We start from the raw sequence: 13,434 nt of genomic DNA on the forward strand, positions 1-13,434 counted from the left end.
CAAAAAAGCAGAAGCAGCCAAGAAGAATTAACCAAAAACGCTATTCGTAGCGCAGCACCTTCGCCGGGCCAATATTCGCCGCCCGCCACGCTGGATAAAGTGATGCCAGCAAGCTCATAGAAAAAGCACTCAAGCTGATCACCAACACATCCTCCAAGCGTAAATCCGAAGGCACATAGCTGATTGGGTACACATCCGATTGCAGAAACTGAAAACCCAACACAGCTTCCAGCCCTGCCACCATCTCGGGTAGCAATACAGCCAAGCCAGAACCCAAAGCCGCACCCAGCCCCGCTCCAACCAAGCCGATCAAAGCGCCCTGAATCACGAAAATGGTCATGATGCCCGCCGTGCTGGCACCCATAGTACGCAGAATTGCGATACTGCCTTGCTTTTCAATCACCACCATCACCAGCGTCGACACCACATTAAAAGCCGCGATGGCAATGATCAGCATTAGAATCAAGCCCACCAAACGCTTGGACATCTTCACGCCGTGATAGAGATTGCCTTTCGTGTGCGTCCAGTCAGACACATAATAGCTGTAGCCCAACTCCTGACTTAAAAACAATCGTAGCTGTGGCGCCAAATCCAAATCGCTGAGTGATAAACGCAAGCCTGTAACCCGATCCGGCACCGAAGAGAGTTGCGCGGCTTGTTGCAGCCCAGCCAGAATCAAATGCTGATCCAGTTCCGTGCCAGTGTGTACAGTATCGAGAACCTTCAGCACTTTGATTTTGGCACCGCGACCACGACGCTCCGCAGGAATAACCAGACGAAAGCTTTGCCCTTTGTCCAGACTCAATTTTTTTGCCAGAGCCGAACCCACAATCACTTGCGGCGAGGTGGATACTTGGGAAAGCTCAGCCAATAATTCCGGCTTCACAAAATCACCAATCACCGAAACCTTCAGCTCGCGCTCGGGCTCAATGCCATAAACCACCACAGGCATGGTTTTGCCTTTGCGATTTGCCAGCCCCTGCATTTCCACGAAGGGTGCAATCGCGCTTACCTCAGGCTTGTCTTTTAATTGCCCGGCCAATTCCTGCCAGTCTTCAATGCCACCGCGTTGATACACGGAAACCTGAGGCACCAAGCCCAGAATCCGTTGGCGCAGCTCAGCTTCAAAACCATTCATTAAAGACAGCACAACAATCAATACCGCCACGCCTAAAATCATAGCAGCCATCGACAATCGAGAGATAAAACTGACCAGAATCGAACCGGATAGCGAGCCCGCGCCTTTGCGGCGACTCCCACCGTAACGCAAGCCAATTAAAGGCGCGTAATGTCGAATCATAGTTGATCAACCTGCTGCAGCTGGCGTCTTTCCAACTTTAAAACCCTGTCCATACGCATGGCCAGAGATTGATCGTGGGTAACCAGCACAAAACTGATGCCCAATTGCTTATTGAGATCTTCCATAAGCGCTTCAATTTCGGCAGCCGTTTCTGCATCGAGGTTTCCGGTGGGTTCATCCATCAGCACACATTCCGGACGATTCACCAATGCACGAGCAATCGCCACGCGTTGTCGCTCACCACCGGATAATGCACTCGGTCGGTGACTGAGCCGCTCTGCCAAACCTACCTGAGCCAACATCTCTGTTGCCGGTCCTTTGGCTTTCGCCAGGCTCTGACCAGAAATCATCAGGGGCATCGCAACGTTTTCCAACGCACTGAACTCCGGCAATAAATGGTGAAACTGATACACAAACCCCATATGGCGATTGCGCATTTGGCCTCGGGCGTTTGGACTCAAACTGGAAAAGGCCTGATCACTCAAGCGCACTTCTCCGCTGCTCGGTTGATCCAAGCCACCTAAAAGATTCAACAGCGTCGATTTTCCGGAACCGGAGGCACCGACAATCGCAACTCGCTCTGCAGCCTGTAAACTGAAATTAATTTTCTCAAGGACATGCACCGGCTCAGGGCCTTCATCGTACGATTTGCATAAATCCACACATTGCAAAACTGAGGTCATAGCTGCTCTGTCCTTTTCCTCATGGCTCGCTTCTTATTCATAACGAAGGGCTTCTGCTGGCTCAATTCGACTGGCCCGATAAGCCGGGTACAGCGTGGCCAACAAGGTAATTAAAAATGCGATGCCGCTAACGACTAAAATATCTTTGAGGCGCAACTCCGACGGCAGTTCAGCAATAAAATAAATATCCGGGTCAAACAGTTGCTGACCACTGAGGGATTCCAACCACTGACTTAAATCACCAATCCAGTAAGCCAGCGGCAATCCAAGCAGAAGCCCCAATACGATACCCATGCCACCCAAGGCCATTCCCTGAGTGACGAACACTCTCATCACCTGGCGCTCGCTCATGCCCATAGTACGCAACACGGCAATATCAGCGCGCTTGTCCGCGACCATCAACACCAGAGAGGTAATCACATTGAACGCCGCCACAGCGACAATTAAAAAGAGCATGATAGCGATCATGATCTTTTCCATTTTCATGGCCTGGAAGAGACTGCCCTGGGTTTCGGCCCAGCTCTTAACGTCGGTTTCAACATCCAGTGATTGCTGAATCTCATTCAGACCGGTTTCCGCCTGATATATATCCTCAAAAGCGACCCGGACACCGTGCACTTTATCGGCCAGCTTAAAAAGCTTTTGGCCGTCTCGCAGATGAATCATGGCCAGAGACTGATCTACCTGAGCGCCGACTTTAAATACGGCGACCACCGTAAAGCGCTTACTGCGCGGAAAAGCACCTGCCGGTGTGATACTGACTTCCGGTAAGGTCAGGGTAATTTTATCGCCGACGCGAACCCGCAAGCGCTGTGCAAGGATTCGTCCGATCACGATGCCGTACTCCCCTGGCTTAAGGGCCGCCATATCACCAGCGATAATGTGCTGATCAATAATCGATACTTCGCGCTCGCGACCGGGGTCAATCGCAATCAGGGCCGAATCCATATTGAGGCCGCCGTTGGACAGCAGTGCAAAACCTTCAATATAAGGCGCTGCACCGACAACCTGAGGGTACTCTTTGGCAGACGCTGCCAGCCCCTCCCAATCTTCTGTATAAGGCGTGGTCGAGATAAAGCCATGGGGAATGACCGCCAGAAGGCGCTGTTTCAGCTCCCGATCGAAGCCATTCATGACGGAAAGCACCACCACCAGCGCCATCACCCCGAGCATCATACCCAGGAAAGAAAAACCGCTGACAAAGGAAAGAAACTGGTGACTGCTCTTGGCTCTGGTGTACCGCAGCCCTATAAATCGCGCTAGATTTGACATGGCGCTATTAAACCGAATTCCTTTATAAATTAATAGCTTATTTTAGCAGCAGCCTCCTACAGGCCCGCGATCCGCTGGCGCATTGTATAAAAGACCAACAAGCATGAATCCCTTGGCTCTGCCGTCGATCCAAAACTTCAAAGAAGGATTTAGGAGACACAGCATCTCTCTGAACAACTGCTAGACTTGAAAGAGAATACCGCATTGTCAGGACTATGAATCAGCACAACAGCAAGCCCCAGGACGATTCCCAGCGGCCACCCAATGGTCACGACCGCCGCTGCCACTATCGAGTGGACGATCAGCTCTACTTCGAGTTCAAACCTGTCAATCCCAAAACCATGCGCCAACAACAAGCCAGTGAACTGTTTGTACGCCCCAGCGAGCTGACGCTACTCCAGGAATTGCACAAACTGGAGGAAGAAGGCCAGTCTCTGCTGCGAGAGATTGCCAAAGAGCAACGCAGCGTAGCGATATACCTTTCTCTGCTGAATCGTAAAACCCAATTAATCGCCCAACAAATGTGCCAGGCGCAAAGCGAGCAACACACTGTTCAGCTGAATTTGAGCGAAGGTGGCCTGGCCTTTCAACACAACAGCGCTCTGAACGTTGGCGATTATGTGGCCGTCACTCTGGGCTTGGAAGAAGACGCCTGGCACCTATACCTCTATGGTCGTATCGTGCGCTGTTTACCCGCAGTACCTGCAGGGTATCAAATCGCCATTGCCTTCTGTGATCTGGATTCAGAGCAACAGAAGTTGCTCACACGCCGTGTCTTTAAAAAGCAAATGCAAAGCCATCGACGTAAGCGCGGCATGGAAACCCCTTCGTTTTAAGCTTTTGCTGGGCCTCATTGCTCACCATATCAAACCTTCCAACTAAGCCTTAAGTCTGAATATTAGTTGTTTTCAAATAATGTTAAGCTCCCATAATTGCTGATACTATTTGTGTTGTGACATTTCATGCATTGCGTTCTGAAAACACAACACTGAGACAAGATTCAGGGCTATTCAGGATAACGGGAAGGAAGGTTAGACATGAACAAAAGCTTGCTTATAAAAGGCATGATAACAGCTGTCTGTTTTGCAAGTGCCAGCGCAACCAGTGTTTACAGTTACGGCGAGGAGATTCGTATTCCCGTTGGCAGCCAGGGAGAAGCCAACGTTGAGTTACCTAATCGTGGGCTAAGCAGCAAGCAACTGATCAATCAATTCGGTGAGCCCCAACGCATTCAGGGCCCTGTGGGCACGCCGCCCATTAGCCAGTGGCACTACGATGGCTTTGTGGTGTATCTCGAAGGCGACTACGTGATCCACGCGGTTCGCAAACCCAAACCTAAAGCCGATACAACAAGCGAATAAGCTCATTCCCTTAATTCGCTGGGCGATAAACCAAAGTGCTTTTTAAAGCTGCGAGAAAAATGCGCATAGCTGTTAAAACCACAGCGATAGGCGATTTGTTCGATGCTCGATAAATTTTGCTGTTTGTCGAGCAATATCTGCTGAGCTTTCTGCAAGCGCTTATCCAGCACCAACTGGTGCAAACTTTGCTCTTGCCCTTCAAATAATTTCTGCAAATAGCGCAGAGAAATCCCCTGGGAGTCTGCAATTTTCTGATTATTCAGATCCGGCTCAGCGAGATTATTCTCAATAAATCTGAGCACCTTTTTACGAAGACTATCCTGAAGCAAACTGTTGTCGGTAGTTTGATTAAAACGAACCGAAGAACTGTAAGCCATTGCGATCATGTTAAGCAAATTATCGCTCAGGTCTTCGCACATATTGGGAACAGTGTTCAATTCTTGTGCCAGTGATAAAATAAAATTTGACAGTACTGCACCTATACCCTGCTGACCATCGATGCAAACTGCCGTATAACGTTCCGGCTCCAAAAGATGCTGACGCAAAACCTCTTTGGGCATTTGAATGATCAGTTGGTGGAAAGGTTTATTAAAAGAAAGGGTATAAGGCTCGGTGCTGTCATAAAGAGAAAAACTGCCTCGCTTGAGATGCGCCTCCCTTCCTCCCTGCCTGACAAAACCTTCCTGACTTAACTGAAAACTGATCAGGAAGTCTTCTTCCGTAGAATGAGCGATTAACTTCTTATCGCGCTTCACGTGTTGCGGATCGGCCAGCACCTCTGAGAAACGCAGTTTGGCCAAGCCTACACCACCTCGCACTGAGCCGCGAAAAGCACTCTCAGAATCAACATTGCAATCGAGCTTGACATACTCCTGACAAATCGCATCGCACCAGTATTCCTCACGATCCACCTTGGGAATATCCAGAGTTGAACGGGTGTAGCCATGTTGCAACAGAAAGCTCATAAGCGCCTCGCATTCAAGCCTTAAATCCAGCGTATAACGCTAAACTCTCGAAACAAAGGGTAATATGCCAGTTTTATCGTGACATTGAATATACTCGAATTCCCCACCGTCGTCAGGGCATACCGCCACTTCATGCCAGAGCTGCAACTGAAGCGACTCCCCGTATTTTTCGGCCATCACCATAAACTTTCCAAAAATATCCAGATGCGTAGGATGGCTTTTGGCCCAATCCTCAAACACAAAAATATCCTTTGCATATCCAAGACCAAACGTCTGTTTGGTAACCTTCCAGTGTTCATCCAGGACGTCCACAAGGCGCATACTGTAGCAACCACACTCCTCACCCCGATCACGCAGATAATTCATGCCTTTTTGCAACACTGGATGGACATTACTCAGATAATCATCAGCTTGCTCATCATCGCAGAAGCCCCAGTCCTGACCGGAGCGAATCATACACAGATTGGCCGGCGCCAGAACTCGCACGACATCGTCATTTTCATTGGCCTCGGCACGAGGCACAGAACCACCACGCACATCGCTGAGCGCACAATACTCGATACGGTCCCTCATACCTCCAGGGTAACCGTGTTCAAGTATCGGGCCTTCCACATCATCGCCACTGCTCGCCAATCCATGGGCATCCGGGCTTGAAAGCAAGGTTTCAAAATGCTCATGAGGCAAGCGCATCGTTTCGCGCCAGACCCCGAGGCTGGAACTGTCGGCAAATTGATACCAGCTGTTTTTCGCTGTCGACCACCAGTTTTGATAGTGACTTTCTCGCCAGTACGTAATCAACAGAAAATTTTCCTGCCCAGCCGCATCAACAAAATGGCCCCTTTCCACCATCAGGGGCCCAACAGGGAGAGGAATTGGATCAATGACAAGCATTCGCTTCTGCCAGGCGTCCAACAACTCAGGCGTCTTCGACTGGGCCGCAAAATAAGCAACACGCAAATCTTCCTTGTCATTCCACAAGGCCTGCCAGGCGGGAGCTGGAGGTTGCCAATTCGGGGGCATATTATTTTTCATTATTCGCCTCTGTTTTTATCAAGCTATGACATCAGCTTCGCTTTATATGCTGGCAAAAGCAATTGTCTTTATCACAAATAGGCAGGTGAAGGCGTCGCTCACACTGCCCGCTCTCAGCACTTATTCAGTCGCTTTCTTCGATCAGTACAGTCTCTTCTTCATTGAGAGTACACTCGGCGAGGGACTCCGCCACCGGCGTCATGGCCTGACGGTTCAACACCAAGCGAGTAACATCCGGACGAGAGTAGTGCCCTACCGGATCAGCAAAGCTTTTGGCAATGGCAATGGCGGAAATATCGATATCGGCAATCAGCATACCTTCCTCATTGTGGGCCAGTGGACTACATAAAGGACGACCATCCGGCCCGAAAATCTGTGCGGCGCCGCCACCGGCTGAAATCAGCGCGGCCTGCTCCTCGTTTTCAACCAGCAAATCAATCATCGCTTCGGAAACCACACCACAGGGTGCCAACACATAACACTGGCCTTCAGCAGCATAGACCTGCGATAAAGCGTTATTGAGTTCTGCACCTAATGCGTAGGCATCTGGATAGCAACTGAAGCTCGGCCAAGAGGCAATATGGAGCTGCTCGTGCATGCCATACATGGCGTATTTGCTCAGCGGTTGTAAATGTTCCCAGCAACACAATTGGCCCACGCGAGCGATATCACAATCGATGACCGCCAAATCGCTACCATCGCCTTCACCAAAGACAGTGCGCTCCATATGTGTAGGTTTAAGCTTTCGGCGAGCCTGCAAGATTTCTCCGTCATTACCAATCAGCATTTGGGCAATATATAAAGAGCCATGGTCGCGCTCACTAAAACCCATAGAGATCATAATCTGATTGTCTTTTGCAGCCCGGGTCAGACGCTCGCAGTGACGGTCTCCGATTTCGACGCAGTTTTCATGGTAAGCCTGAAAGTACTTCATATTGTGAGCCGTACAGGACAGCCACAGCCACCAGGGATAACCCGGTAACCAGCACTCGGGAAAAGCAATAATCGCAGCGCCCTGAGCAGCAGCCTGTTCAATCAGGGCAATGGCTTTATCCACACCTGCATCAATGTTCATAAATTCCGGAGCTGCCTGTACTGCAGCCGCTTTAAAACTATTACTCATCATCTACTCCTTACAAAAGGCCAACCCTGGCCTTTGTTTACAATTTTCAGATCTCTAAAAGCGATATCTCAAGGTCAGACCGTATTCTCTCGGACGGTTAAAATTTGCTTCGTGAAAGCCAAGGCCAAAGTTCGAATCACCGCTTTCGATATAGCGTTCATCCTTCAAATTTTTACCAAACAGCATTACGTCGATGGATTCACCAATGCTGTAGCGCAACGAAGCGTTCCAAAGTTCATAAGCCTGCTCGAATAAGAAACGGGAATTCTGTGAATCGTTATAGATTTCATCGGTGTAGCGATAATCCACCCGAAAAGCCAACTCATTGGATTCCAGAGGCACGATGTATTCAAAACCCAAATTGAAAGAATGCTCAGGGGTGTTTACCAGTTTGGCATTTCTGTCGATGCTCAAAGACAGGCCGTCAATCGGATTAATCTCGTCATAGCTTGCATCGGTATAGCCATAGCCAAGATCCATCTGCAGGTTCTCCACCAGAATGGCCGTGACTTCCAGTTCGAGACCTTTGATGTCCACCACTCCAGCATTGGCCGTGACTGGACCACCGAGATTATCAAAGAAGGTCACTTGCACATCTTCATAATCCGACCAATACGCCGCGGCATTCACACGCAGTCGATCATCCCAGCCCTGCCACTTCACACCAATTTCATGGCTGTCCAGCGTTTCGGGCTCAAAGGTTCGGACCTCATCAACCGCTTCTACATAACGCAGTACAAAACCGCCACTTTTAAAGCCCTGGGAAAAGCTGTAATACAATAAAGTGCCGTCTTCGAGATTGGCATCGACACCAAATTTATAACTGGTTTGCTCAAAGGCATCACTGACCTGGCCACTGCCATTCCCAACCAAAGGCGCAAGTCCTGATGTAAACACACCATTTTGATTGACAGCACCAGGAAAGAAGGGATAACCATTGCCCTGGTCATCAGCACCGATGTACTGGGTGTAACGGAAAAACTTTTCATCGCGAGTGTGACGCAAGCCACCAGTAACACTCCAAACATCACTCAGCTGCCAGGTGAGTTGAAGATAAGCCGCTTCTGAGCGGTTATCAACGTCGGCAAAATTATTGATGGTGGCAGGAAAACCCGCACTCAAGTCCGGCGTTGGCAAAAAAACATCGACAAAAACATCATCGGTGCCCTGCTCTTCAAAATAATACAGGCCGCCGACATAGCGCAACCTATCGTCAAATAAACCGCCGGTAATTTGCAGTTCGTGGCTGCTCTGTTCATGTTGATAGTTTGGGTTACGGGTTTCGGTAATGGCATGGGGCGAGTTATCCGGATCGCGATTAAATTCCCCTTCCGTTTCTCGATCAGCATAGGTGTATTTCAGGTCAAAACTCTCGGCGTGATAGTTCGCCACAAAAGCCACACCATCAATGGATAGCTTCGTACCTGATTTTCCAGTAGCGTAGGTAATATCCGAAGCTCGCGGAGGAATATATTGAGCCAAGTCTGTTAGACCGGCAGGAATATCACCAAAACTTGCCAGTGAGTAGCCAATGGTGCCAGCACCGGGTGTAAAACCCACCAATGAAGACGCAGCACTGGCTTCATTGATTTCCGTTGAATCCAAATTAAGCGCAAAATCCCACTGTTCGTTCAGCTCATAAATAATATTGCCCCGAAAAGACAATTTTTCTTCATCACCCAATTTATCTCCAACGTTCAATCGAGACACATAACCATCACGCTTTTTACTGGAGAAGGCCCAACTGCTGCGCAGGGACTCAGTAAAAGGAATATCAATAGCTGCTCGTACATCCTGCCGGCTGTCATTACCCACGGTCAGTTCCAGTTTGCCCTGAAACTCATCAGCGGGTTTGCGAGACGTGATATTGATGGCGCCACCAATCGTGTTGCGGCCAAACAAGGTGCCCTGAGGGCCACGCAGCACTTCGATACGCTCAACGTCAAGGACGTCCAACACTCCGCCTGCCGAGCGAGACATATACACGCCATCAACATAGGTGCCCACACCAGGATCTGTGGTCAAACTGAAATCGGTATTGCCAATGCCTCGAATATAGACCACTGCACCGGAAGACAAACCACTGACAGGCGATGTGGTATCAAAAACCAGATTCGGGGTGAAATTTGCCACCTGAGCAATGTTATCGATCCCCTTGTTTTCGATCGCCAGCGAGGTAAAGGCCGATACGGCGATAGGCGTATCCTGCAAGCTTTCCTCTCGCTTCTGTGCGGTCACCACCACCTCTTCTAACGTGCCCTGCGCATACATTGATGGCGACAATGCGGCCACCAGGGCGAAGCTGATGGCCTTTGACAAAACTGTAAATTTGAAGGGGTTGGACAGCGAAGCATTAAGCCCACGCTTTCCAGGGTTTCCGTTAAGACGGCTATCTAAGAAACAACTATGGTTCTCGTGCATTATGTGACTCCTGATTATTATCGTTTTAATGTGGAGACAGATTAAATAACGAACGAATTAAGCTCCATGACTTTGCCAGCACGGCGTAATGACAAAAAAGGCACAGGCGATTCAAAGGGATCAGACACAAAAAACCCGGCCACGAAGAGCCGGGAAAGAATGGGCAACCCTCCGCAGGATGGGTTGCTCGGTGCGAGACGTGGTTTCAAACTGCGAAACCCTATCTTACGGGGGAAATGGGCCAAAACCTTGAAGATGATTTTGACCCGAGCTGCTACATCAAGAATTCAAGTAACTATCAATTGATTGGCGTTTTACAGAGCCAAATCAAAGTCATAGCGCAAGCCGATACTCAGAGTATTGCGCTTATCCTTATGATCGAAATCGCGGGTCAACCACTCGGCAAACAAACGTACATCCGAGAACTGTTTTTCGAATGTCAGGTTATAACCATCGTGGGTGTCGGAATCCGCTGAGCTGATATCATCGTCAAAGCCAAAGATACCCGCCTTCAGTTTATAACCGTCTCCTAGTGCATAGGAGGCCACCAGATCATAGGTGTACTGATCCAGCTCTGGCGTCGCAATTTCGGATACGGAAATATCCTGATACGTGAAAGCCACGTACAGGTTTTCTGTGGCGTTCACACTGCCCGCAACACCCAGTAAATCACGCTCGTAATCGTTATCGCCTTTTTGCTGGAGGAACGATGCACCGATATAGGCATTGCCAAAATCATAACTCAGACCGAAAGAGCCGGAATCCACATGGCTCGGCCCGGAAACCTGGGACGTATCACCCGTGTTGCCTGCAATAGCCGGATTGCCGTTAATTTGAATACCACTGTCGATGCGCAAGCCCCCTTTGGAGTAGCTGTAACTCAACAGTTCGGCAGTGCGGAATGGCGCGACGGTATCGTAGCCAAACGGGCTGGAACGGTGGTTAAAGATATCTGAACGCTCCGCAACAATATTGTAGTGAGGGCTCCATTGCTTACCAATGGCCACGCGGCCAAAGTCCCCTTCCAAGCCGACATAAGCCAGGCGAGCATCACCAAAATTACCATTGGCCTCAATATCCACATCCCACTCACCGCGGTAAAATGCGGTTAGATTGGATGAAATCTTTTTACTGCCTTTGATGCCGATACGGGACAGGGCATCCGTGATATCGGTGCTGCTCTGATCACCTTCATCGCGAAAGGTCAGTCGAGGACGCAAGCTACCGTAGATATTCAAACCATATTTCGATGAGGCCGGCTTGGCTTCTACCGCGGCCAGCTTCGCCGCTTTTGCCATTTGCTCAACATCTTCAACATTGACCACCACTGACTGCAATTTGGCGGATTGCTGTTTCTGAGCCTCCATCTGCTGCTTCAACATGTTTTCCAGTTGTGCAATACGATCCTCCATTGCTTTCATCTTCGCATCATCCGCAAACGCAGAATTGGCAAATACGATAGAAGCCAGCGACGAAAATAAAACGGCTTTTCTCAGAGTTGTTTTCATGATTTACCTCAAGTTTTCCTGTAGTGCGGCTTTTTTCAGGCCGAGAGAGCCCCTTGCCAGCCCGTAAGCTGGCAAATCCGCTTGTCTTTTATAGTGATTTTTTTAGTGAGGCTTAGGCCTCGGCTGCACTGTCTTGATTTTCTTTCTTATTGAAATATTCTCGTGTCAGCTTGAATACAACGGGGCTGAGTAGCAGTAGAGCTACCAGGTTTGGCAGGGCCATCAGAGCATTGAAGGTATCTGCAAGAAGCCATACAAAATCAAGGCCGACAACAGTACCCACAGGAACAACCAGTACCCATACATAACGGAATGGTTTAATCGCACCCTTGCCGAACAAGTACTCGACACAACGCTCACCGTAAACGCTCCAACCCAAAATGGTGGTAAAGGCAAAGATAGCGAGACTGATCGCAACCATATATTCACCCACACCTGGCAAGCTGGCTTCAAAGGCAGCCGCCGTCAACGGAGCACCTTTCACACCGGTTTGCCATACGCCGGTCGAAACAATCGCCAGGCCAGTAACCGTACATACGATGATGGTATCGATAAAGGTACCCAACATCGCCACCATGCCCTGTTTTACAGGATCCTTGGTTTTAGCGTGAGCATGGGCAATCGCCGCACTACCCAAACCGGCTTCGTTGGAAAACACACCGCGAGCAACACCAAAGCGAATGGCAGCAACCATTGCGGCACCAGCAAAACCACCAGTAGCAGCGTGGCCGTTAAACGCCGAATCAACAATCAAAGCGAAAGCAGCAGGAATTTCAGCGGCATTAACAAACAACACAATCAAACCGCAGATGAAATAGCCGATGCCCATCAGGGGAACCAGCTTACCGGCAACTTCACCGACACGCTTAACACCACCCAGAACAACCGCGCCTACCAAAACAAACAACACCAGGCCACTCACCCAATTAGGTACGCCAAAAGCGCTGTTCAGGCCGTCTGCAACGGAGTTACTCTGAACCGTATTGCCGATACCAAACGCTGCAAACGCACCAAAGAACGCAAAAGCGCCCGCCAACCAGGCCCACTTCTGACCCAGACCGTTACGAATGTAATACATCGGACCACCAGAATGATTGCCCTCTTCATCCACTTCACGGTATTTAACGGCCAGAACCGCTTCCGAGTATTTGGTTGCCATACCCACAAGAGCCGTGATCCACATCCAGAACAAGGCACCCGGACCACCCAAAACAACCGCTGTAGCAACACCGGCAATATTACCGGTACCGACCGTGGCGGAAAGAGAAGTCATTAGGGCATTGAAAGGTGAAAGTTCACCTGCATCAGAGCGATCGCTGCGACGACCACCCCACAACAGACGAAAGCCCGTGGGGATTTTTCGGATGGGCATAACATTCAAGCCCACAGTGAGAAAAACGCCCGTCCCGAGCAGGAGTGCCAACATATATGGCCCCCAAACTACTCCATTAATCGTACTTACGATACCGCTTATTATTTCCATCGATAATTCCTCATCATCGCTTCATTATTTAATTATTCTGCAATTGATTAACTCAATGCGCAGTCATTCGGAGGAAATATGATCCTAGCGCAGAAAGTTTTGGCGTAGAAATTAATAATCAATATGCCCGCATTTACTTTTTAAATGCGTTAAGCGTTAGGGACTAGGCCGTGACAGTTTCGTGATAACTTTTGTATTAAGAGCAATATCTCACCCATAAATGGCGAGATCGGGAAAATAATTTGCGCAAATTATCCCGAAAAAATACTTATGCTGGGGTTTTGTT

General features: G+C 49.4%; 11 protein-coding genes. 2 read left to right on the forward strand and 9 right to left on the reverse strand.

Annotated features, from left to right (window positions below; all coding sequences use genetic code 11):
• Positions 1-40 precede the first annotated feature (40 nt).
• Genes G8768_RS09770 through G8768_RS09780 form a run of 3 tightly spaced genes read right to left on the reverse strand, consistent with a single transcriptional unit; the run spans position 41 to position 3,255 of the window.
• On the reverse strand, positions 41-1,300 hold the full coding sequence (locus G8768_RS09770; protein WP_166844714.1) for a lipoprotein-releasing ABC transporter permease subunit: 1,260 nt from the start codon (positions 1,298-1,300) through the stop codon (positions 41-43).
• On the reverse strand, positions 1,297-1,983 hold the full coding sequence (lolD, locus tag G8768_RS09775) for a lipoprotein-releasing ABC transporter ATP-binding protein LolD (protein ID WP_166844710.1): 687 nt from the start codon (positions 1,981-1,983) through the stop codon (positions 1,297-1,299). The genes G8768_RS09770 and lolD overlap by 4 nt, the downstream gene beginning before the upstream one ends.
• A 33-nt stretch (positions 1,984-2,016) precedes the next feature.
• The gene (locus G8768_RS09780) at positions 2,017-3,255 is read right to left on the reverse strand and encodes a lipoprotein-releasing ABC transporter permease subunit (RefSeq protein WP_166844708.1); all 1,239 of its coding nucleotides are present in this window, start codon (positions 3,253-3,255) and stop codon (positions 2,017-2,019) included.
• Between the two features lie 215 nt (positions 3,256-3,470).
• Here G8768_RS09780 and G8768_RS09785 point away from each other — a divergent pair, with 215 nt between their 5' ends.
• Positions 3,471-4,091 carry a PilZ domain-containing protein gene (locus tag G8768_RS09785; RefSeq protein WP_166844706.1) on the forward strand — a complete coding sequence of 207 codons (621 nt, stop codon included), beginning with the start codon at positions 3,471-3,473 and terminating at the stop codon, positions 4,089-4,091.
• Between the two features lie 201 nt (positions 4,092-4,292).
• Positions 4,293-4,616 carry a fimbria/pilus periplasmic chaperone gene (locus G8768_RS09790; protein WP_208020150.1) on the forward strand — a complete coding sequence of 108 codons (324 nt, stop codon included), beginning with the start codon at positions 4,293-4,295 and terminating at the stop codon, positions 4,614-4,616.
• 2 nt (positions 4,617-4,618) lie between these two features.
• Here G8768_RS09790 and G8768_RS09795 read toward each other — a convergent pair whose 3' ends face one another.
• The 6 genes from G8768_RS09795 to G8768_RS09820 all read right to left on the reverse strand — a co-directional run bounded on the left by G8768_RS09795 (position 4,619) and on the right by G8768_RS09820 (position 13,148).
• A complete protein-coding gene (locus tag G8768_RS09795) occupies positions 4,619-5,581 on the reverse strand; it encodes an AraC-like ligand-binding domain-containing protein (RefSeq protein WP_166844704.1) in 963 nt (320 codons plus the stop codon).
• Positions 5,582-5,620: 39 nt separating this feature from the next.
• Positions 5,621-6,613 (reverse strand): phenylacetaldoxime dehydratase family protein, encoded by a 993-nt coding sequence (locus G8768_RS09800; RefSeq protein WP_166844701.1) that lies wholly within the window; start codon positions 6,611-6,613, stop codon positions 5,621-5,623.
• Between the two features lie 124 nt (positions 6,614-6,737).
• Positions 6,738-7,736, reverse strand: coding sequence for a carbon-nitrogen hydrolase family protein (locus G8768_RS09805; RefSeq protein WP_166844699.1), 999 nt, complete (start codon positions 7,734-7,736; stop codon positions 6,738-6,740).
• A 54-nt stretch (positions 7,737-7,790) separates the two neighbouring features.
• Complete coding sequence (locus G8768_RS09810; RefSeq protein ID WP_243749475.1) at positions 7,791-10,157, reverse strand: TonB-dependent receptor; 2,367 nt, start codon at positions 10,155-10,157, stop codon at positions 7,791-7,793.
• A gap of 314 nt (positions 10,158-10,471) precedes the next feature.
• Positions 10,472-11,665: a porin gene (locus G8768_RS09815; RefSeq protein WP_166844697.1), complete on the reverse strand. Its 1,194-nt coding sequence runs from the start codon at positions 11,663-11,665 to the stop codon at positions 10,472-10,474.
• Between the two features lie 112 nt (positions 11,666-11,777).
• Positions 11,778-13,148, reverse strand: a complete 1,371-nt coding sequence (locus G8768_RS09820; RefSeq protein WP_166844695.1) for an alanine/glycine:cation symporter family protein — start codon at positions 13,146-13,148, stop codon at positions 11,778-11,780.
• Positions 13,149-13,434: the final 286 nt, after the last annotated feature.

This window comes from Pseudoteredinibacter isoporae (assembly GCF_011602085.1).
GTDB classification, from domain to species: Bacteria; Pseudomonadota; Gammaproteobacteria; order Pseudomonadales; family Cellvibrionaceae; genus Pseudoteredinibacter; species Pseudoteredinibacter isoporae.